Source organism: Pseudoduganella rhizocola, assembly GCF_045984285.3.
GTDB lineage: Bacteria > Pseudomonadota > Gammaproteobacteria > Burkholderiales > Burkholderiaceae_D > Rugamonas.
This window is the reverse complement of sequence record NZ_JBJQIK030000002.1, coordinates 574,031-595,141: the sequence shown is the minus strand read 5'-3', so window position 1 is coordinate 595,141 and position 21,111 is coordinate 574,031. Positions and strand designations below refer to the sequence as shown.

General features: G+C 64.5%; 19 protein-coding genes and 3 tRNA genes. 15 read left to right on the top strand and 7 right to left on the bottom strand.

Features of this window, described 5'->3' with window-relative positions:
• Positions 1-69 precede the first annotated feature (69 nt).
• Positions 70-684 carry a glycoside hydrolase family 19 protein gene (locus ACJRPG_RS06465; protein ID WP_407999217.1) on the top strand — a complete coding sequence of 205 codons (615 nt, stop codon included), beginning with the start codon at positions 70-72 and terminating at the stop codon, positions 682-684.
• Here the strand turns inward: ACJRPG_RS06465 and ACJRPG_RS06460 are convergent.
• Complete coding sequence (locus tag ACJRPG_RS06460; RefSeq protein WP_407999216.1) at positions 681-1,442, bottom strand: tetratricopeptide repeat protein; 762 nt, start codon at positions 1,440-1,442, stop codon at positions 681-683. The genes ACJRPG_RS06465 and ACJRPG_RS06460 overlap by 4 nt on opposite strands.
• Before the next feature lie 118 nt (positions 1,443-1,560).
• Entirely contained in the window at positions 1,561-2,118 is a 558-nt protein-coding gene (locus ACJRPG_RS06455; RefSeq protein ID WP_407999215.1) for a DUF1439 domain-containing protein, read from the bottom strand.
• 75 nt (positions 2,119-2,193) lie between these two features.
• Between ACJRPG_RS06455 and ACJRPG_RS06450 the strand changes: the two genes are divergently transcribed.
• The 5 genes from ACJRPG_RS06450 to ACJRPG_RS06430 all read left to right on the top strand — a co-directional run bounded on the left by ACJRPG_RS06450 (position 2,194) and on the right by ACJRPG_RS06430 (position 5,874).
• The gene (locus tag ACJRPG_RS06450; RefSeq protein WP_407999214.1) at positions 2,194-2,904 is read left to right on the top strand and encodes a DUF72 domain-containing protein; all 711 of its coding nucleotides are present in this window, start codon (positions 2,194-2,196) and stop codon (positions 2,902-2,904) included.
• 107 nt (positions 2,905-3,011) lie between these two features.
• Positions 3,012-3,374, top strand: coding sequence for a GntR family transcriptional regulator (locus tag ACJRPG_RS06445; RefSeq protein WP_407999213.1), 363 nt, complete (start codon positions 3,012-3,014; stop codon positions 3,372-3,374).
• On the top strand, positions 3,371-4,228 hold the full coding sequence (locus tag ACJRPG_RS06440; protein ID WP_407999212.1) for an ABC transporter ATP-binding protein: 858 nt from the start codon (positions 3,371-3,373) through the stop codon (positions 4,226-4,228). Before ACJRPG_RS06445 ends, ACJRPG_RS06440 begins: the two co-directional genes overlap by 4 nt.
• Entirely contained in the window at positions 4,225-5,205 is a 981-nt protein-coding gene (locus ACJRPG_RS06435; RefSeq protein ID WP_407999211.1) for a hypothetical protein, read from the top strand. Before ACJRPG_RS06440 ends, ACJRPG_RS06435 begins: the two co-directional genes overlap by 4 nt.
• A gap of 147 nt (positions 5,206-5,352) precedes the next feature.
• The gene (locus ACJRPG_RS06430) at positions 5,353-5,874 is read left to right on the top strand and encodes a hypothetical protein (protein WP_407999210.1); all 522 of its coding nucleotides are present in this window, start codon (positions 5,353-5,355) and stop codon (positions 5,872-5,874) included.
• Here the strand turns inward: ACJRPG_RS06430 and ACJRPG_RS06425 are convergent.
• The 4 genes from ACJRPG_RS06425 to rnr form a co-directional block, all read right to left on the bottom strand.
• On the bottom strand, positions 5,855-6,517 hold the full coding sequence (locus ACJRPG_RS06425) for a YceH family protein (RefSeq protein WP_407999209.1): 663 nt from the start codon (positions 6,515-6,517) through the stop codon (positions 5,855-5,857). The genes ACJRPG_RS06430 and ACJRPG_RS06425 overlap by 20 nt on opposite strands.
• Positions 6,518-6,526: 9 nt before the next feature.
• Complete coding sequence (gene cysE / locus ACJRPG_RS06420; protein ID WP_407999386.1) at positions 6,527-7,270, bottom strand: serine O-acetyltransferase; 744 nt, start codon at positions 7,268-7,270, stop codon at positions 6,527-6,529.
• Positions 7,271-7,440: 170 nt separating this feature from the next.
• The gene (gene rlmB, locus ACJRPG_RS06415) at positions 7,441-8,187 is read right to left on the bottom strand and encodes a 23S rRNA (guanosine(2251)-2'-O)-methyltransferase RlmB (RefSeq protein ID WP_407999208.1); all 747 of its coding nucleotides are present in this window, start codon (positions 8,185-8,187) and stop codon (positions 7,441-7,443) included.
• Between the two features lie 49 nt (positions 8,188-8,236).
• Positions 8,237-10,777 carry a ribonuclease R gene (rnr, locus tag ACJRPG_RS06410; RefSeq protein ID WP_407999207.1) on the bottom strand — a complete coding sequence of 847 codons (2,541 nt, stop codon included), beginning with the start codon at positions 10,775-10,777 and terminating at the stop codon, positions 8,237-8,239.
• A gap of 264 nt (positions 10,778-11,041) precedes the next feature.
• On the opposite strand from rnr, the gene ACJRPG_RS06405 reads away from it, so the two are divergent.
• The 4 genes from ACJRPG_RS06405 to ACJRPG_RS06390 all read left to right on the top strand — a co-directional run bounded on the left by ACJRPG_RS06405 (position 11,042) and on the right by ACJRPG_RS06390 (position 12,668).
• Positions 11,042-11,126: transfer RNA gene (locus ACJRPG_RS06405), tRNA-Leu, on the top strand.
• A gap of 170 nt (positions 11,127-11,296) precedes the next feature.
• On the top strand, positions 11,297-12,391 hold the full coding sequence (locus ACJRPG_RS06400; RefSeq protein ID WP_407999206.1) for an NF038122 family metalloprotease: 1,095 nt from the start codon (positions 11,297-11,299) through the stop codon (positions 12,389-12,391).
• A 75-nt stretch (positions 12,392-12,466) separates the two neighbouring features.
• Positions 12,467-12,551: transfer RNA gene (locus ACJRPG_RS06395), tRNA-Leu, on the top strand.
• 32 nt (positions 12,552-12,583) lie between these two features.
• A tRNA-Leu gene (locus tag ACJRPG_RS06390) sits at positions 12,584-12,668 on the top strand.
• 58 nt (positions 12,669-12,726) lie between these two features.
• Here the strand turns inward: ACJRPG_RS06390 and ACJRPG_RS06385 are convergent.
• The gene (locus ACJRPG_RS06385; protein WP_407999205.1) at positions 12,727-13,578 is read right to left on the bottom strand and encodes an SDR family oxidoreductase; all 852 of its coding nucleotides are present in this window, start codon (positions 13,576-13,578) and stop codon (positions 12,727-12,729) included.
• Between the two features lie 89 nt (positions 13,579-13,667).
• Here ACJRPG_RS06385 and ACJRPG_RS06380 point away from each other — a divergent pair, with 89 nt between their 5' ends.
• From ACJRPG_RS06380 to ACJRPG_RS06360, 5 genes are all read left to right on the top strand, one after another.
• A complete protein-coding gene (locus tag ACJRPG_RS06380) occupies positions 13,668-14,072 on the top strand; it encodes a winged helix-turn-helix transcriptional regulator (protein ID WP_407999204.1) in 405 nt (134 codons plus the stop codon).
• A 28-nt stretch (positions 14,073-14,100) separates the two neighbouring features.
• On the top strand, positions 14,101-16,290 hold the full coding sequence (locus tag ACJRPG_RS06375; protein ID WP_407999203.1) for an ATP-binding protein: 2,190 nt from the start codon (positions 14,101-14,103) through the stop codon (positions 16,288-16,290).
• A gap of 237 nt (positions 16,291-16,527) precedes the next feature.
• Positions 16,528-17,073 (top strand): phasin family protein, encoded by a 546-nt coding sequence (locus tag ACJRPG_RS06370; RefSeq protein WP_407999202.1) that lies wholly within the window; start codon positions 16,528-16,530, stop codon positions 17,071-17,073.
• Positions 17,074-17,145: 72 nt separating this feature from the next.
• Complete coding sequence (locus tag ACJRPG_RS06365; RefSeq protein WP_407999201.1) at positions 17,146-18,786, top strand: VRR-NUC domain-containing protein; 1,641 nt, start codon at positions 17,146-17,148, stop codon at positions 18,784-18,786.
• Positions 18,783-21,035, top strand: coding sequence for a helicase C-terminal domain-containing protein (locus tag ACJRPG_RS06360; RefSeq protein WP_407999200.1), 2,253 nt, complete (start codon positions 18,783-18,785; stop codon positions 21,033-21,035). Before ACJRPG_RS06365 ends, ACJRPG_RS06360 begins: the two co-directional genes overlap by 4 nt.
• Positions 21,036-21,111 lie beyond the last annotated feature (76 nt).

Here is a 21,111-nt window from a genome sequence, read left to right as displayed (position 1 = left end):
GCAGCTTACTTGAATTCGAATCGCCGCGGCATATGCTGGGCCTCATGTGCACTCGCTGCGGAGGATGCCATGTTGAATGCCGACATGTTGCGCAAGGCCTTTCCTCTTTGTGCCGACGCGGAGGACTGGGCCGCCGCCCTCTTCCCCGCCATGCAGCGCTTCCGCATCACCACCAAGGGCCGCATTGCGGCCTTCCTGGCGCAGGTGGGGCATGAATCAGGCGGCTTCCAGCGCCTGGAAGAGAACCTCGTCTATCGAACGCCTTCGCGCCTGGCGGCCGTGTGGCCGCGCAGGTTCTGCGATGCGGGCATGGCCGAGCCCTTTGTCTGCAATGCGGAAGGCCTGGCCAACTTCGTCTATGCGGGCCGCATGGGGAATGGCGACGCCGCCAGCGGCGACGGCTACCGCTTTCGTGGCCGTGGACTGATCCAGCTTACCGGCCGTGAGAACTATGCGCGCGCTGCAGCGGCGCTGGGCCTTGACCTGCTGGCGCAGCCGGAGCTGCTGTCCTCGCACGGTCCTGCGGCATTGAGCGCAGCCTGGTTCTGGGATGACCGCGGCCTGAATGCGCTGGCCGATACGGGCGCATTCGACGAGATCACGCGCCGTATCAACGGCGGCGTGACCGGCCTCGCAGAGCGCCGCGAACTATTGCGGCGCGCGCGTGCCGCGCTGGAGGCTTAGCTGGAGGCGCGCGGAATGCGGCTGAAGGCCGATTCCAGGCGGCGGATCAGCGGCAGGTTCATGGTATGCGTGTGCTTGTTCCAGCGGTCCATGGTTGCCTGCAGCTCATTCTGCAGCTTGTGCGCGAGCTGGATCTCACCGGCGCCCGCCGCCCAGATGGCAAATTCCGCGCGCGCCTCAAAGCTGCCGAAGCGCTCCACCGCAGACTCGAATTCTGCGCGCGCTTCTGCATTGCGCCCGGCGGCCGCATAAGCCTGCGCGAGCAGCACACTGGTTTGCTCCGGGCGGTAGTTGCGATCGGTGCGTCGTACGTAATCGAGATGCGTTACCGCTTGCTCAGCATCGCCACTGGCCAGCAAGGCGCGCGCAGCGCCCAGGCGGATTTCAAGATCGCCGGCAAAGGCGCCTTGCAGGCAGGCTTCATACATGGACGCCGCCTCCTTCGCTTCCCCCGCTTCCAGCAAGGCTGCTGCGAGACGCATCTGGTTCTGCGCCGTCGGCGTGAACTCGAAAGCGTCGCGCGCGGCACGCAGCTCGCGCGTAGGATCGAGCGCTTTCGCGGCGCTGGCCACGGCCTTGCGCGCGCCGTGCTCCAGCCGCGAGTTCGGCAGATACACGCCGAAGAAATACACCACACTGCCCAGTAAGGGGAACGAGAACAAAATCAGCAGCCAGTACATCTGCTGGCGGCTGCGAATGGCGTGAACCGCGAAAAAGAGTGCGACCAGAACGTGCAGGCCGATGCCGAGGATGGGCATGGTGATCTCCAGGAATCAGTTGCACATATTTTAGAGCCAGCCTTGCCACGGCACAACTGACACATCGGTGCCTGACCCCATGGTGTCATACTGACACCATGGGGTCAGGCACCTGTTGTCAGCGTGGCTGGGGTTCGATGTGGATCAGCAGGCCTTGCGGTGTGGTGCGGATGGAGGTGGGGATGAACTGCACGCCGGCGTAGCGCAGCTCGTCGACGCGGAAGGTGTAGAGCGGCACGTCGCGCACCAGTTTGTTGGCCAGCACGTCGGCTACGGCGGCCACCTGCTGCTGGGTGCGCGAATCCAGTGCGTCAAGCTGGAACTGGTCGATGCGGGCGTCGTGCAGGAAGACCGCATTGCGGGCATTGTCCACCACCAGGCGGCCGGAAATCGCCAGCGCGCCTTGCCAGGACTGGCGTCCCAGGATGGGCGTCACGTCCATGCGCGCCGCCAGCTGCACGCGGTCGTTCATGCCTTCGATGGCGATGCGCGGCTGCGATAGCTGTACGTCAAATACCGCCAGCACACGCTGCTGCACCGGGAAGTGGCGGTCCAGGCCGCGCTGCAGCTTGTCCAGCGGCACGTCTACGTCGCGCGGCCCCGTGAAACTGGCGCAGCCTGCAAGGGCAGCCAGCAGCAGTATTGCGAGACAACGGGCGAGAATGGATTTCATCATGCGCTTTCCTTTGAATTGGGCGACGGCCATGCGCGGCATGCCGTAGAGTTTGGCCGATCATAAAGGAATCGCACAATGGAAGGAACACGAATCGGATGCGCGGGCTGGTCGATCCCGCGCGATGCGGCGCAAGGCTTTCCCGGCGAAGGCAGCCATCTTGAACGTTTTTCACGCGTCTTGAACGCTGCGGAGATCAATACTTCGTTCTACCGCCCGCACAAGCCGGAGACTTACCAGCGCTGGGCCGGAAGCGTGCCCGACGACTTCCGCTTTGCCGTCAAGCTGCCCCGCACCATCACGCACGACGCAAAGCTGCGCGGCGTGGATGCCCTGATCACCCAGTTCGCATCGGAAGCAGCTGGCCTGGGACCGAAGCTGGGCTGCGTACTGGTGCAACTGCCGCCGAAGCTGGAACTCGACCAGGGCGCCGCGCGCGATCTGTTCGCCGCCCTGCACGCGCATTTCGGCTGCCTGCTGGCCTGCGAGGCGCGCCACGGCTCGTGGTTCGGCGAGGCCGCCACACAGCTGCTGCGCGACGCCGGCGTCACGCGCGTGATCGCCGATCCCGCTGTCGGTGAACCCGGCCCTTATGTGGCCACCAGCGAAACCGCCTACATCCGCCTGCACGGCAGCCCGCGCATCTACTACTCCTCCTATGAAGCCGCCAGGCTGGCCCAGGTGCGCGACTATGTCGCCAGCCAGAAAGCCGCCTGGGTGATCTTCGACAATACCGCCTCCGGCGCCGCCGCCGCCAACGCCCTCGACCTCCGCAAGCTGATGAGCTGACCGCCGCCTGCGGAGACGAAGCGAAAAATTGTTTGCGTTCTGATTTTTTAGTGTTATAGTTCACTACAACACCAGTCCATCACAACACTACTGGAGAGGAGCCACGCATGTGGAATGAAAACACGCCGATTTACCGCCAGCTCAAGGAGCGGGTCATCGGCATGATGTTGGACGGCTTGCTGAAGCCGGGCGACGCCCTGCCCTCCGTACGGCAGGTAGCAGCCGATTATCAGCTCAACCCGATCACCGTCTCCAAGGCATATCAGGAGCTGGTCGATGAAACCTTGGTAGAAAAACGAAGGGGATTAGGTATGTACGTCACTGAAGGCGCTGTCGACAAACTGCTGGCATCCGAACGCGAACGCTTCCTGAGCGAGGAATGGCCGGCGATGGTGGAGCGTATCCGCCGCCTGGGGCTGAACCTGGAGCAGCTGCTGCAAGGCGCGCAAAAACCGGGGGCCGCCGTATGAGTGCCCTGATCTCCGCCAAAGGCCTGACCAAGCGCTATGGCAAGCAGGCCGCCCTCGACAGCGCCTCCTTCGACGTGCAGCCCGGCCGCATCGTGGGCCTGATCGGTCCTAACGGTTCCGGCAAGACCACCACGCTGAAGGCTATTCTCGGCCTGTGCCAGTTCGAAGGCGAGCTGTCCGTTCTGGGCATGGATCCGCGCAGCCACCGCGACGAGCTGATGCGCGATGTGTGCTTCATCGCCGACGTGGCCATCCTGCCGCGCTGGCTGAAGGTGAAGGACGCCATCGACTTCGTGGCCGGCATCCATCCGCGCTTCGACCGCGAGAAGGCGCAGCGCTATATCGAGCACACCAAGCTGTCGCCGAACATGAAGGTGAAGGCCATGTCCAAGGGCATGATCGTGCAGCTGCACCTGGCCCTGGTGATGGCGATCGACGCCAAGCTGCTGGTGCTTGACGAGCCGACCCTGGGCCTGGACATCCTGTACCGCAAGCAGTTCTACCAGAACCTGCTGGAGGACTACTTCGACGAGAACAAGACCATCGTCATCACCACGCACCAGATCGAAGAGGTGGAACACATCCTCACCGACCTGCTGTTTATCCGTGACGGCAAGATCACGCTGGCCGCGTCGATGGACGAAATCAGCGACCGCTACACGGAAGTGATGGTGAATCCGCACTCCGCCGCCGCGGCGGCAGCCCTGCAGCCGATGGCGCAGCGCACGGTGTTCGGCAAACCGGTAATGCTGTTCGACGGCGTGCCGCGCCAGCAGCTGGAAACCCTCGGCGAACTGCGCACCCCCAGCGTGGCGGACCTGTTCGTCGCGAGCATGAAAGGAACCTACGAATGAATACGATGAAATGGCTGGTCAAGCGCGAGTTCTGGGAACACAAGGGCATGCTGCTTTGGGCGCCGCTTGCGATCGGCGCGGTCATGATCCTGTTCAGCGTGATCATGATGGCCAAGGGCCACGACGTTGGCCTGCACATGGAAGGTCCGGATGGTGAATTCACTTCCACCACCGTCACCATCGCCGATGCGCAGAGCCGCAAGATGGTGGAACTGTCGGCAGTGGGCTTCCCCGCCATTGCAGCGCCGCTGTACATCAGCATGGCCTTCCTGGTGTTCTTCTACTCGCTGGGCGCACTGTATGACGAGCGCAAGGACCGCAGCCTGCTGTTCTGGAAATCGCTGCCGGTGTCGGACGCCACCACCGTGCTGTCCAAGGCCGGCATGGCGCTGATCGTGGTGCCGCTGGTGGTGCTGGCGGCCGCTTACGTGACCTCGCTGGTGATCCTGCTTGCGGTCTACGCCACACTGGCCTTCAAGGGCGCCAACCTGTTCGGCGCGCTGTTTGCCACGCCGCAGTTCTGGCTGACGCCGATCCGCATGCTGTCGCTGCTGCCGGTGTACCTGCTGTGGGCCCTGCCGACCGTGGGCTGGCTGCTGCTGGTGTCCAGCTGGGCGCGTTCCAAGGTCTTCCTGTGGGCCGTCGGCGCACCGCTGCTGGTGCTTGCGCTGCTGGCCTGGGCCGAGAAAGCCTTCGCACTGGGCGTGGACATCAAGTGGTTCGTGAAGCACGTCGTGTTCCGCATGCTGGGCAGCACCATGCCGGGCACCTGGTTCTTCGGCAGCGAAACGGCGCGCGAGGCGATGCAAACCGCCGGCCACGTCGCCCGCGAACAAGGCCCGCTGCTGATGTTCAATGAGTTCTACCTGCAGTCCTGGCAGTCCGTGCTGTCCACCGATGTGCTGGTAGGTGCTGCGGCAGGTGCGGCGATGATTGCCGGCGCCGTGTGGCTGCGCCGCTGGCGCGAAGAAGGCTGATCCACGCCGGGCGCTTGCAGGTTTTGTAAGTTTTGTCTTACATGAGCACCCGCCCGGCACCGATGTTGAGCTCTGCAAAAAATTTGCATAATGCAATCAATGCGCCGGCGGTTGCCGGCGCGCTTTGTATTTTTGATTGCCAATGCCATGAATATCGTCGACCAGCGCTACCTGTCCGGCTCCAACCGCTACTGCAGCGAACCGTGCCTGCTCAGCATCCTGGAACTGGATCATTCTCCTACCGAAGATGAACTGCACACGCTGAAGGCGGGACTGGCGCGCGCCCTGCCCGGCCTGCGCCGGGGCCGCAGCCTGATCGGGGTGATCGGCGACGATGCGGACGACCGCTCCACCAGCCTGCGCCTCGCGCGCCTGATCCAGAGTGTCGCAATCGAACTGCACCGCCTGACGGGCGATGACGTGATGGTGGGCTTCGTGGGCCGCGTGCCGCGCGCAGACAAGCGCTATCGCCTTATCCTGCCCTTCCGCAGCGGCGAAGTGGCGAATGCGGCGCTGGCGCTTTCGCTGGACCTGGTCAGCGCCATCCTGGCGGGACAGGAGCTCGACCTGCAGGCCGGCATCGGCCAGCTGGAGGCAATTGCGTCGCGCAGCAAGCCGCGCGCGACGAATGACGCTGTCGCCAGCGACGCTATTCGAATTGCCGCCTGAATTGCTCGAACTGGGCTGACAGCGCCGCGAATTCCTCGCGCAGCTGCTGCACTTCCTGCTCCAGCTGCGCCACCCTGTCGTTGCGGCCCGCGCCACCGGATGGCGCCGCGCTCACATAGCCCGCTTCCTCCTGCGCCAGCACTTCCTCCCCGCTCAGCAAATGGCCGTAACGCGGTTCGCGCGTGCCGGGCGCCTGCGCCAGCTTCGCCACCAGCGGCGGGTATTTATCGATCAGGAACTGCAGGCCCGCTTCCACTTCCGCCACCGACTTGAATTCGTGCATGCGTCCGGTGCGGGTACGGATCTCGCCCGCCGTCTGCAGGCCGCGCAGCATCAGGATGGTGAGAATGGCGACCTTGTCCTGCTCCAGCGTCCATTTGATGCGCATGCGGTGTTCGTATTTCGTCACGCGTGCGCCGGCCTGGGTGATGGAGCTCACCAGCTTGCGCTGGGTAAGGCGTTCCAGCGCATCGGCAACCGTTTCTTCCGACAGCTGCATTACCGGGTCGCGGCTGGACAGCTGATTGCAGCCGTTGGTCAGTGCGTTCAGCGACAGCGGGTAGTTATCCGGCGTCAGCCCTTCTTTTTCGGCCAGCACGGCCAGCACGCGGATCTCGACGGGATCGAGGATGTCGTCGCTCATGTTCTTCCTTTATTCGACCAGCTTGTTCAATTCTGCCGTATCGACTTTATCGCATGGCTGCAGATCCTGGCAAGGCAGGCCTGCCGCGCGCAATGCCGCCGTGATGCGTTCGATCTGCTGCTCCTGGGCCTCGGCGTGGGCGATCAGGCTTTGCAGGGCTTTCGATAGAGGATCGTCGCCGCTGGTGGTCACGCCGTAGGCGGCGAACAGGCGCGAAGCGGTGCCGTGCGGGTGCTCGGATTTCTGCACGATGTGGGCCGGGTTGCCGACGGCTGTGGCGCCGGGCGGCAGTGGCTTCAGCAGCACGGCGTTGGAGCCGACCTTGGCGTATTCGCCGACCGTGAACGCGCCCAGCACTTTGGCGCCGGCGCCGATGATGACGCCGCGCTCCAGCGTGGGGTGGCGCTTGGCGCCGCTGTGCAGAGAGGTGCCACCCAATGTGACGCCCTGGTAGATGGTGCAGTCGTCGCCCACCACGGCGGTTTCGCCGATCACTACGCCGTAGCCGTGGTCGATGAAGACGCGGCGGCCGATGGTGGCGCCGGGGTGGATTTCGATGCCGGTCAGCCAGCGGGCGATGGTTGAGATGAAGCGGCCCAGCCATTTCAGGCCGTGGGTCCAGCACCAGTGGGACCAGCGGTGCAGGATGATGGCGTGCAGGCCGGGATAGCAGGTCAGCACCTCCCAGCCGTTGCGGGCGGCGGGATCGCGTTCGATGATGGCGCGGATGTCCTGGCGGATGTGGCGGAACATCATTCTAGTGTACGCGATTCCGGATGGATAATTGGGGACAGACCCTAATTTACGGCCGCGGACCAGGAGACCGGGGACGGACCCTAAGTTTCGGCTTTGCCGAAATTAGGGTCCGTCCCCTCTGCCATAGGCGGCGCTGCTTCAGTATGCTGGCCGCGGGCTTTTCCTGCTTAGCCTTCTTTGGCGAGGCGCTGGCGGCGGGCTTCGTAGAGGCAGACGCCGGAAGCCACGGAGACGTTCAGGCTCTCGACCGAGCCGAACATCGGAATGCTGACCAGCATGTCGCAGGTCTCGCGCGTGAGGCGGCGCATGCCCTCGCCTTCGCTGCCCATCACGATCGCGGTCGGGCCCGTGTAATCGCCGTCATACAGGCCTTTTTCGCCGTCGTCCGAGGTGCCGATCAGCCAGATGTCGCGGTCCTTCAGGTCGCGCAGGGTGCGCGCCAGGTTGGTCACGGTGATATACGGCACGGTCTCGGCGGCGCCGGAGGCCACCTTGGCCGCGGTCGCATTCAGGCCGACCGCGCGGTCCTTCGGCACGATCACTGCATGCGCGCCGGCGCCATCGGCAACGCGCAGGCAGGCGCCGAGGTTGTGCGGATCGGTGATGCCGTCCAGGACCAGCAGCAGCGGCGGGCCGTCGATCGCATCCAGCAACTCGTCCAGGTTGCGGGCCAGCGCCAGCTGGGAGGCGAAGGCGATCACGCCCTGGTGGCGGCGGGTGCCCACGATCTTGTCGAGGCGCGCCGAATCAACCGGCATCACGCGCACACCGGCGGCCTTGGCGTTGGCGATCAGGTCTTTCATGCGGCGGTCGTCGCGCTGGGCGTCGACAAAAATCTCTTCCACCGACGAAGCTTCGTGGCGCAGGCGCGAGGTCACGGCATGGAAGCCGAAAATCATTCTATTCTTGGACATATCTTATTCTTGGGATTGCGCCGCAGCAGAAGCGCTGCGGCGCCGGGGATTAACGTTTTTTCTTGCTCTTGCTGCTGGACTTGGCCGCGCGCGCAGGCGCTGCCTTGGCCTTGCCGCCTTTGGCTGCAGCCGATTTCGGCTTCGCGCCCGGATAGCTGTAGTTGCCGTCCGCGCCCACGCCGGTCCTGGCCTTGCCGCCATTGCCCGCCGCAGCGCGCGGCGTAATGGTGGGGCCGGAAGACTTGGCTGCACCACGCGGCGCGGCCTTGCGGGCACGGCCTTGCGGCAGCTCGTCTTCGTCGTCGAACTCGTCGCGGCCGGCCTTGCGGCCGCCTTTCTTCGGCGCGGCAAACTGCGCGGTTTCGCTGTCGGCGAGGCGCAGGTCGATCTTGCGCGATTCGAGATCCACGCGCACCACCTGCACCGTGAGGCGGTCGGTCAGCTGGTAGCGCTTGCCGGTGCGTTCGCCGCGCAGCTCATGGCGCGCTTCGTCGTACTGGAAGTAGTCGCCGCCCAGGTCCGTGATGTGCACCAGGCCTTCCACAAAGAGCTGGTCCAGCTGCACGAACACGCCAAAGGTGGTCACGCCGGTGATGATGCCGGTGAATTCCTCGCCCAGCTTGTCCTGCATGAAGTAGCACTTGAGCCATGCTTCCACATCGCGCGAGGCTTCGTCGGCGCGGCGCTCATTGGCAGAGCAGTGCACGCCCAGCGCATCCCACACGGTGAGGTCGGCCGGGGCTTTGCGCTCCTTGCCTTCCTGCTTGTCCTTCAGCGCCTGGCGCCGCATCGCGTTCGACACGTTCGTATTCAGCACGCTCTTGTCGGCCACCTTCGGCTCGTACTTCTTCCCTTGCAGGATGGCCTTGATGGCGCGGTGCGTCAGCAGATCCGGGTAGCGGCGGATCGGGCTGGTGAAGTGGGCATAAGCCTCAAACGCCAGGCCAAAGTGGCCGATGTTGTCCGGGCTGTAGACCGCCTGCTGCATGGACCGCAGCAGCATGGTCTGCAGCAGGTTCGCATCCGGGCGGCCCTTGATCTTCTTCATCAGCTCCGCGTAGTCGCGTGCAACCGGCGTATCGCCGCCGCCCAGCGACAGGCCAACCTGCTTGAGGAAGGTGCGCACCTGCGTGAGCTTTTCCTTGGTCGGGCTGGCGTGGATACGGTAGGTGCCGGGGTGCTTGTGGCGCAGCAGCAGGTCTGCCGCACACACGTTCGCCGCCAGCATGCACTCTTCGATCAGCTTGTGCGCATCGTTGCGGGTGCGCGGAATGATCTTCTCGATCTTGCCGGCAGGGTTGCAGACGATATAGGTCTCGGTGGTTTCGAAGTCGATGGCGCCGCGTTCGAGGCGCGACTTCAGCAGCGCGTGATAGACGTCGTACAGGTTCTGCAGGTGCGGCACAATGGCCGGGCGGCGTGCCGCTTCCGGACCCTTGGTGTTGCCAAGGATGGCCGCCACTTCGGTATAGGTCAGGCGCGCAGCCGAGTGGATCACGGCCGGATAGAACTGGTAGGCCTTGATCTCGCCCGCCGCCGTAATCACGGCGTCGCACACCAGCGTGAGGCGGTCCACCGCCGGATTCAGCGAGCACAGGCCGTTGGACAGCTTCTCCGGCAGCATGGGAATCACGCGGCGCGGGAAGTACACCGAGGTGCTGCGCTCCAGCGCATCCGCATCCAGCGAATCGTTCGGCTTCACATAATGGCTCACGTCCGCAATCGCCACGATCAGGCGGAAGGCCTTGCTGCGGCCAACCTTGACCGGTTCGCAGTACACGGCATCGTCGAAGTCGCGCGCGTCTTCGCCGTCGATCGTCACCAGCGGCACGTCGCGCAGGTCCACGCGCTCGCCCCAGTCGGCCTGGCGCACCACGTCCGGCAGCTTGTTGGCCTGTTTCAGCGCGGCTTCCGAGAACACATGCGGCACGCCGAACTTGCGCACGGCGATTTCGATCTCCATGCCGGGATCGTCCATATCGCCCAGCACTTCGACGATGCGGCCCACCGGCTGCTTGAAGCGGCCCGGCTGCTCGGTCAGTTCAACGCTGACGATCTGGCCGCTCTTGGCCTTGCCTACCGCGCCGGACACGAGAATGTCCTGGCCGATGCGCTTGTCCTCGGGCGCCACGATCCACACGCCGTTGTCCTTCAGCAGGCGGCCGATGATGTGGGTATTGCCCCGCTCGACGACTTCAACGATGGTCCCTTCGGGACGGCCGCGGCGGTCATGGCCGGTGATCTTGGCCAGCACCCGGTCGCCGTGCAGCACCTTCTGCATCTCGCGCTCGGACAGGAACAGGTCTTCGCCCGGCTCGTCCGGAATCACGAAGCCGAAGCCGTCGCGGTGCGCGCTGACGCGGCCGGCGATGAAGTCGGAATGGTCGGCCAGCACGTAGAAGCCGTTCGCATCGGAGCGGATCTGGCCGTCACGCTCCATTGCGCTCAGGCGGCGCGTGAGGACGGCGTGCGAATCGGCCTTGACCTTCAGGGCCAGTGCCAGCGCACGCAGGTCGAGCGGCGCCTTGGCGCTGCGGAAGATGCCGAGAATTTCCTCGCGGCTTGGAATGGTATGAGTAGATTGGTTCAAAAGTTCTATGGTCTTATTATTGTTAAAGGAAGGATTCGCCCCAAACGACAGCCGTAGTGTACCGGAGCGCCACCGGTTTGACTAACGCGCACGAACGATACGAAATCTGGGCGTAGGTATTTGACATCCGAAAATATTTCTCTATAATCTCGGTCTCTCGCAGCAATGCGGGACGGCGAGTGGATGTGCAGTGTGGAATGAAAGTTCATCTGGCGCAAAACTCTCCAAGGCCGTATAATAGCAGATGTTGCATGCAGTATCAGTGCCCACGTGGCGGAATTGGTAGACGCGCATGGTTCAGGTCCATGTGCCGCAAGGTGTGGGGGTTCGAGTCCCTCCGTGGGCACCACTCTACAGAATCCGCAAAAAACGCCGCAATCCGAAAGGTTTGCGGCGTTTTTTCTTTTGTCGCCGCCTTTTACAGCAGCGCCCGCCTCCTGCCGGCGGCGCCCCGCACCCTCCCCGTCCAGCACGCTTCTTGCACCGTAGTGCCCTTGCACTCACCACAGGGAGCCCATCATGAAACGACTTGTTTTCGCCGCGCTGCTCGCCGGCGCTGCGGCCAGCTGCTTTGCCAATCCCGTCTTCAACTTTACCTTCACGCCCGGCACCTCGGCGCAGGCCCGGCAGGGCTTTATCGATGCCGCCGCGCGCTGGTCCGCGCTGCTGAAGGACAATGTGACCATCGACCTCACCGTCGGCTTCAACCCGCTCGGCCCGGGCATCCTCGGCCAGGCCGCCTCTGCCGAAGATTTTTACAGCTACTCCAACTTCCGCAGCGCACTTACTGCCGACATTACGTCCGGCCATGACGCCAAGGCCGTCGCCCATCTGGCAGGAGGCAGCAGCTTCGACATGCTGATCAACCGCACCAGCAATAACCCGAACGGTCCCGGCAGTGCGACGCCCTACCTCGACAATAACGACAATGCCAACAACATGACCTTGTCGATCACCACGGCCGAAGCCAAGGCGCTGGGCCTTGCCTATACCCCGCAGATGGTGGGCGGCTGCACCGTGACCTGCGACGGCTTCATCCAGTTCAGCAGCAACTTCGCCTTCGATTTCAATCCACACGACGGCATCGACGCCAATGCCTATGACTTTGTGGGCGTGGCGGCGCATGAAATCGGGCACACGCTGGGCTTCATCAGCGGCGTTGATATCCTGGACTTCAACTCCCCGCCCAACGGCGGGCCGTACAACGACGCTGAATTCATCTACGTCTCCGGGCTCGACATGTTCCGCTATTCCGCGCAAAGCGCCGCCCAGGGCGTGATCGACTGGACTGCGGACGACCGCGCCAAGTATTTCTCGCTGGATGGCGGCGTCACGGTGGGCCCGGAGTTCTCCACCGGCGTGACCTTCGGCGACGGCAGCCAGGCCAGCCACTGGAAGGACGACCTGTATATCGGCCTGATGGACCCCACCGCCGGCCAGGGCGAATTGCTGGCCATTAGCCTGAACGACCAGCTGGCGATGGACGCCATCGGCTGGGACCTCACAACCCCGGTGCCGGAACCCTCCATGCTGGCCATGCTGGCGCTCGGATTGCTGGTGCTGGGCGGCCGTGCCGCACAAAAGGGCACTTTATTTCGGAAAAGCACAAATTGACCATTGACCTATCCGGTCGGGTACTTTAATATGCGTGCCTCTGTTGCAGAACATCGCAGCAAACGGAAAAACAGCGCCCACGTGGCGGAATTGGTAGACGCGCATGGTTCAGGTCCATGTGCCGCAAGGTGTGGGGGTTCGAGTCCCTCCGTGGGCACCAAGCGCTGATTTTCCGGATCGAGCAGTACCAGTGCCCACGTGGCGGAATTGGTAGACGCGCATGGTTCAGGTCCATGTGCCGCAAGGTGTGGGGGTTCGAGTCCCTCCGTGGGCACCACTCTACCGGATACGCGGAAAACGCCGCAAGCTTTTACCAGCTTGCGGCGTTTTTCATTTTACGCAGCCAGAACAGCTTTCACGGCGTCCGCCAGCGAACGCGTTGGATGGCCGATCAGCTTGGACAGCGTGCGGCTGCCCTCGTCCAGCGCGCCATGCGCCGCATTGGCATCCGCATCCGCGATCAGGGCAGCCATTGCCGGCGGCAGCTGATGCGCCAGCAGCGCCGCTTCATACTCCGCCTGCGGCAGGTTCAGGAACTTCACCTCCCGGCCCGACTGGCGCGCAACTTCGGCCGCCAATTCTCCCAGCGTGAACGGCATGTCGCCGCCCAGCTCATACACCTGCTGCGGAGCGCCGGAGACCAGCACGGCCGCAGCGGCTTCCGCATAATCGGCGCGCGCCGCAGCGGCAATGCGGCCATCGCCCGACCCGCCCGCCAGCACGCCCTGCGCGGCCGCACCGGCGATGCTGCCCGCATAGTTTTCCAGGTACCAGCCATTGCGCAGGAAGGCGAAAGGCAGGCCGCTGGCGCGGATCGCTTCTTCCGTCGCCTTGTGTTCGGCGGCCACGCTCATGGGCGAGGTATCGGCGCGCAGCACGCTGGTGTAGGCCAGCAGCTTCACGCCCGCGCGCTCGGCGGCGGCGACCACGTTCAGGTGCTGCGGCAGGCGCTGGCCCACCTCGCTGGACGAAATCAGCAGCACTTTCTCCGCGCCGGCGAAGGCGGCCTCCAGGCTGGCCCGGTCCGTATAGTCCGCGCGCCGCACTGCAACGCCCTTCTGCGCCAGCGCCCCGGCTTTGGCCGGATCGCGAACAGCCGCCACGATTTGCCCGGCCGGCACCCGCTTCAGCAGCGCCTCCACCACCAGCTTGCCCAGTTCGCCAGTTGCTCCAGTTACCACAATCATGATGCTTCCTTTCGGGATTTGTTTGAGTGAAGCGATGATATGGCCTATACTAACTTTTTGTAAGTACCCACTTTTTTGTTAGTACCCCTATGACCCGATCGACCCGAAATGCCGTTGCGGCGGCGGTTGCCGCCGGCCAGGTGCTGGCCCATGACTGTCCCTCGCGCACGGTGCTGAACCACGTGTGCAGCCGCTGGGGCGTACTGGTACTGATCGTGCTGCTGGACGGCACTCACCGTTTCGCCCAGCTGCGGCGCGAGGTGAGCGGCGTCAGCGAAAAAATGCTGTCGCAGACCCTGGATGCGCTGATCGGCGACGGCTTCGTCTCGCGCCTGCAGCTGCCGGTGATCCCGCCGCATGTGGAATACAGCCTCACGCCCCTGGGCCGCGAAATTGCGGAAAAGGTGGAAGCGCTGGTGGACTGGATCCAGGACAACTACCCGCGCGTGGCCGCCGCGCAAGCGGAGTTGCAGGAAAACAGCAAAGCTGCCTGAACCCGAGGCTTTGTAATACACTGGCCGCATGAAGCAGCCGAATCCTCCGGACGCACTGCATACCATCCTGATTGTCAGCGGGCCTGACTTCGATCCGGCGGCGCTGCGCGACAGTCTGGCTGCCCGTTCCGTCGGCGTGCGCATCGCCACGCGCGGCGATGAAGCGTTGAAGGCGGCGCAGGAAGACGGCATCAGCCTGGTGCTGCTGGACGCGGCGCTGGCGGGCAGCGCCAGCCTGGAACTCTGCACGCGCCTCGCCGCCGCCGGTCCTGTGCTGCTGGCATCGGCCCACCCTTCGGACGAGGAGCAGCAGGCGGCGATGGAAGCCGGAGCGGCAGGCTACCTGCGGCTGCCCTGCACGCCGCAGGACATCGTTGAAAAAATCCTCATCGAACTGACCGTGCGCCACGCCTGGCCGGCGGCGCCGGACAGCGGCCTCGATACCAATGCGCTGGAAGTGAATTACCACACGCTGCTGGCCGGCTCGCCGGACAGCATCATGCTGTTCGATGCCACGCGCGGCCTGCCGGTGGATGTCAACCGCAATGCGGAACGGCTGTTCGGGCGCAGTGCGCAGGAGCTGATGGGCATGCAGCTGGCCGAACTCTGTCCGCCGCTGCAGCCGGACGGCACGCCTTCCGCGGTGGCGGTGCGCACCTTGATCGACAAGGTGATGGGCGGCGAGGTCCGCGTGTATCCGCTGTCGCTGCGCCATGCCAGCGGGCGCCAGATCGACTGCGAAATCCGCACCGTGCTGCTGAAGAAAGGCGCGCTGCAGCTGCTGCATATGCGCCTGGTGGACGTGACCGGCCTGCGCCTGGCGGAGGCGCTGCGCACGGGGCAGAACCAGTTGCTGGAGCTGATCGCGCGCGGGGCCCCGCTCGGCACCATCCTCACCCAGCTGGTGCAGCTGGTGGAATCGCAGGCGCATGGCATGCTGTGCTCCGTGATGGTGCTCGATGACGACGGGTTCACCCTGCGTCCCGCCGCCGCGCCCAGCCTGCCGCCGGACTATGTACAGTCGCTGGACGGCGCCCGCATCGGCCCCAATGAAGGCTCCTGCGGCTCGGCGGTGCACCGCCGCGCGCCGGTAGTGGTAGCCGATATCGAGCACGACCCGCTATGGAAGAACTACCGCGATATGGCCCTGGCCTACGGCCTGCGCGCCTGCTGGTCCATGCCCATCATGCTGGATGCGGATACGGTGCTGGGCAGCTTCGCCATGTACTACCGCGAGGTGCGCACGCCGCGTGCGGAAGACGAGCGCCTGATCGGCGTGGCGGCGCACCTGGCCAGCATCGCCATCGAACGCACGCAGCGCGAAGCCGAACTGCAGCGCCACCGCCTGCACCTGGAAGAGCTGGTGCAGGCGCGCACGCTGGAACTGCGCCGCGCCAAGGAGCGCGCCGAGCAGGCCAGCGAAGAACTGAAGGCGGCGCTGGAACACCTGGGCGAAACGCAGGATGAACTGGTCCGGCGCGGCAAACTGGCTTCCCTGGGCGCGCTGGTGGCGGGCGTAGCGCACGAACTGAATACACCGATCGGCAACAGCATCGTGACAGCGGGCGCCATGAGCGAGAAACTCGATGCGCTCGCGGGCCAGCTGGAAACCGGCTTGCGCAAATCGGAACTGGCGCGCTTTGTTGACGCGGCGCGCGAAGCCGAAGGCGTCATGCAGCGCAACCTGGAGCGGGCGGCAAAACTGATTGCCAGCTTCCGCCAGATCGCGGTGGACGCAGCGGGCTCGCAGCGCCAGCAATTCGCACTGGATCAATTCATTGTGCAGCAGCTGGTTTCGCTGCAGGCCGCGCTGCCCGCGCCGCGCCCGGCGGTGCGGCAGCAGCTCACGCCCGGCCTCAGTATCGACAGCTATCCCGGTCCGCTGGCGCAGGCCCTGGCCAGCCTGTTCGAGAACGCCGTCATCCACGGCCTCGATGGGCGGCACGACGGCATCATTACCGTGGGCGCAGCGGGGCATGGCGAACAGGATGTGGAGATCTGGGTCAGCGACAACGGCGCGGGAATCCTGCCCGAGCATCTGGGGCGCGTGTATGATCCCTTCTTCACCACCCGTCTCGGCGCGGGCGGATCGGGGCTCGGGCTTTATGTGATTCACAATATTGTCACGGGCGTACTTGGCGGCCGCATCGAGGCCGTCAGCCTGCCGGGCAAAGGCGCCCGCTTCACCATGATCCTGCCGCGCACCGCACCACGATGAAAAAGCCCTGCACCCTCCTCCTCGTCCTGCTGTTCAGCGCCGCAAATGCTGCGCCCGCGCCATGGTTTCTATGGCAGAGTAAGACCGACGGCAGCAAAGTCTGCTCCCAATCCCCCCTCGGTAAAGGGTGGGAAAAATTCAGCGGCCCGTTTACCGACAGCCGTTGCACAAAACTGATTCCACGTTCATTATTAAAGCGCTCTTTGCTGGACCGACAATAAACTCTGAGGAGACCACATGTTTCAGAATCCCGAACAGTTCGCCGCAGCCACCAAAGCCATGTTCGAGTTCCAGCTCGAAACCTTCAATACCTTGACCAACCGCGCCGTGCAGGGCCTGGAACAGGTCGTGGCGCTCAATCTGGCCACAGCCCGCTCCACCATGGAAAGCGGCCTGGCAGCCGGCAGGGAATTCAGCCAGGCCGGCTCGCCCAAGGCGGCAATGGATGCCGCCAGCAGCAAGCTGCAGCCGCACCTCAGCGGCGCCGCCAGCTACAACCAGCAGCTGGGGCAGATCCTGTCCGACCTGCAGAAGGAATTCAACGACGCGGCCGAGGCGCACATGAAGGAAGCCAAGTCCAACCTCAGCGCCCTGATCTACGACGTGACCAAGAACGTGCCGCCCGGCTCGGAAAACGCGGTGGAAATCGTGAAACAGGCCATCGATAACGCCTACAAGGGCTACGAGCAGGTAACGGCGGCCACGCGCCAGGCCGTGGTCATTTTTGAATCCCAGGTGGCGAAAGCGCGCGCCATGGCCGAGGCCCAGGCTACGAAACAGTAAATTTGCTGGGCAAGCCGGAGCGGACGCGATACACTGTATAAAAATACAGTTCGTACCGCAGTTCGCCCCGCAATGAATAAAGTTCTGGAAAACGCGTTTTACTACCTGGACAACTTCCACCAGGTCTTGCAGTGGATTGGCGAGCGCTACGGCGACCTGCTCAATGAGGAAGAACGCGCTTTCATCGACCGCTTTCCCCTGCTGCCGCAGGCCGCGCGCGCCCTCTTCGTGCGCATGGTGATGCGGAAGGGCGTGCTGTTCCGCGCAAGCAAGCTCAGCTACGCTGAAATCGGCTGCACCCATGATGCGGCCCAGCCCCTGGCACTTGAAGGCTGGATCGAGCACGATCCCGAACTCTCCCTCGACCAGTTATTCGACCTGCTGCAAAAGCCGGAAATCGGCCGCCTGTTCCAGCTCGTTGCGCATGAGAAAGCCGCGCGCAAGGCCGAGCAGCTCGAAGCGCTGCGCGAGCGCCACGAAGGCAGCCACCGCTTTTCGGCCTGGTATGCGAATTCGGGCGACCACGTCTACCATGTGCGCGCCAAGCCGCTGTGCGACCGGCTGCGCCTGATCTTCTTCGGCAACTACCACCAGGACTGGTCGGAGTTCGTGCTGTCCGACCTTGGCGTGTACCGCTACGAGAAGGTGGAGTTCCCGCCGTCGGCGCGCGGCTTCCGCACCCGGCGCGATATCGACGAATACCTGGAACTGCACAGTTGCCGCGAGCGCTTCCGCGAAGGCGAACATCCGCTCGAGGTGCTGGCTTCGCTGCCGCCTGCCGGCAGCGACAACGAGTGGCTGGCCAGCCGCCGCCAGAAGCTGCTGTTCCAGATGGGCCAGCAGCTCGAGAAGCTGCGCGAGTGGGATGGCGCCTTCAGGGTCTACCGCGACTGCAGCTACCCCGGCGCCCGTTCGCGCGCCATCCGCGTGCTGGAGAAGGACGAACAGATCGGGCTCGCCTGGGAGTGGCTGCGCAAGGCGCAGGAAGCGCCCGAAAGCGAGGCGGAACGCCAGCACCTGCTGCGCATGGAGCCGCGCCTGCGGCGCAAGCTGGGGCATGTGCGGGCCCTGGCGCGCAAGCCTACACCGGTCGCGCGGCTGGACCTGAACCTGCCGATGCCGGTCAGCGAATGGTATGTGGAAGGCGTGGTGCGCGACCACCTGGCGCGGGAGGACGCGCCGGTGTTCTATGTCGAGAACACGCTGATCAACTCCCTGTTTGGCCTGCTGTGCTGGGACGCGGTGTTTGCCGCCGTGCCGGGCGCCTTCTTCCATCCCTACCATCACGGCCCGGCCGACCTGCACAGCGCGGACTTCCAGCGCCGCCGCGCCGCGCAGTTCGCGGCCTGCTTTGCGCAGCTGGAGGATGGACGCTACCAGGACACCATCCGCCGCAACCTGGTGCTCAAGCACGGCATCCAGTCGCCGTTCGTGTTCTGGGGCGTGATGGATGAAACGCTGCTGGACCTGGCGCTGTCCTGCATTCCCGCCGAGCACCTGAAGAAGTGGTTCGAGCGCATCCTGGCGGACGTGAAGTCCAACCGCACCGGCTTTCCGGACCTGATCCAGTTCTGGCCTGCGGAACGGCGCTACAACATGATCGAAGTAAAAGGCCCCGGCGACCGCCTGCAGGACAACCAGCTGCGCTGGATCGACTACTGCGCCCATCACAACATGCCGATCTCGGTGTGCTACCTGCAGTGGGCGGAATGAGCTATACCATCGCCGTGCGCGCCCTGTGCGAGTTCACCGCCAAGGCGGGCGACCTCGACCTGCGCTTCACGCCGTCGCCGACGGCGCAGGAAGGGATTGCGGGCCACGCGCTGGTGGCAGCGCGACGCGGCGATGACTACGAGCGCGAAATCTGCCTGCGCGGCAGTTACGGGCCGCTGAATGTGCGCGGCCGCGCCGACGGCTACGACAAGCGCCGCAATCAGCTGGAAGAAATCAAGACCTTCCGCGGCGACCTGTCGAAGATGCCGGCCAACCACCGGCACCTGCACTGGGCGCAGCTCAAGGTCTACGGCCATTTGCTGTGCGCCGAACGCGGGCTGGCATCGCTGCGGCTTGCGCTGGTCTATTTCGACATCGGCAGCCAGAAAGAAACACTGATCACGCAGGACGCGGACGCCGGGGAACTGCGTGTGTTCTACGAAGCGCAATGCAGCCTGTTCCTCGCGTGGGCCGAGCAGGAAATGGCGCACCGCGCCGCGCGCGACGCGCAGCTGAAAAGCATCCGCTTCCCTTTCGACGGCTTCCGTGCAGGCCAGCGCCAGCTGGCGGAAGCCATGTACAAAACCAGCGCGCGGGGCTGCGCCCTGCTGGCGCAGGCGCCGACCGGCATCGGCAAGAGCATGGGCAGCCTGTTCCCGCTGCTGAAGGCCAGCGCCGAACATGGGCTGGACAAGATCTTCTTCCTGGCCGCGAAAACTTCAGGCCGCCGCATGGCGCTGGATGCGGCTGACACCATCCGGCAAAGCGCGCCCCTGCTGCCGCTGCGCGTGCTCGAACTCACGGCCCGCAGCAAGAGCTGCGAGCATCCCGACAAGGCCTGCCATGGCGAATCCTGTCCGCTGGCGGCGGGCTTTTACGACAGGCTGCCGGCAGCGCGCAGTGCGGCGCTGCAGCTGCCCATCCTCGACCGCGAAGCAGTGCGCGGGGCGGCGCTGGCGCACCAGGTCTGTCCCTACTACCTGCAAAGCGAGCTGGCACGCTGGGCGGACGTGATCGTTGGCGACTACAACTACTATTTCGACTTCACCGCGATGCTGTACAGCCTCACGCTGATGAACGAATGGAAGGTCGCCGTGCTGGCGGACGAAGCGCACAATATGGTGTCGCGCGCCCGCAAGATGTATTCCGCCGAGATGGAACACAGCAGCCTGCGCATGCTGCGCAAAGCCGCACCCGAAGCGCTGCGCAAATCGCTGGACCGCGTGCACCGGCAATGGAGCGCGCTTGAAAAGGAGCAGGACGAGGAATACAAGGGCTACGCCGATCTGCCCGAGAAATTCATGGGCGCCCTGCAGACGGCGGCGACCGATATCGGCGACTACATGGCCGAGCACCCGCAATGGTTTGACGGCGACATCCTCGACTTCTATTTCGAAGCGCTGCACTTCGGGCGATTGGCGGAAAGCTTCGGCCAGCATTCGCTGTTCGACATCACGAAGAGCGGCAGCGCGGGGCGCAGCAACTCCGTGCTCTGCATCCGCAACATCGTTCCCGCGCCTTTCCTGAAACCGCGCTTCGAAGCGGCCCACGCCACGGCGCTGTTCTCGGCCACGCTCAGCCCGTGGAACTACTACAGCGATACGCTGGGCATGCCACCGGATACGGCATGGATCGACGTTGAGAGCCCCTTCGACGCTGCGCAGCTCGAGGTGCAGGTCGCAGGCCACATCTCCACCCGCTACCAGCACCGCGAGCGCTCGCTGGCGCCCATCGTGAAGCTGATGGCCGCGCAATATGAACGCCAGCCGGGCAACTACCTGGCCTTCTTCAGCAGTTTCGACTACATGGACAAGGCGGCGGCGCAGTTCGAGCGCGAGCACCCCGGCATCACGGTATGGCGGCAAAGCCGCCGCATGGACGAGGGCGAGCGCGATGCTTTCCTCGCGCGCTTTACGCCAACGGGCGAAGGCATTGGCTTTGCGGTGCTGGGAGGCAGCTTCGGCGAAGGCATCGACCTACCGGGCGCGCGCCTGATCGGCGCATTCATCGCCACGCTCGGCCTGCCGCAGCTGAATCCCGTGAATGAGCAGATCCGCGAGCGCATGGAGGCGATTTTCGGCGCGGGCTACGACTATACGTACCTGTACCCCGGCCTGCAGAAAGTCGTGCAGGCCGCCGGCCGCGTCATCCGCACCACCACAGACCGCGGCACCATCCACCTGATCGACGACCGCTTCACCCGCCCCGACATCCGCGCCCTCCTCCCCGCCTGGTGGCACCTCCCGTAGCAGAAAGTATGACACCGTGGGGTCAGGCACCAGCTGTCAGTATGACAGACGGTGCCTGACCCCACGGTGTCATACC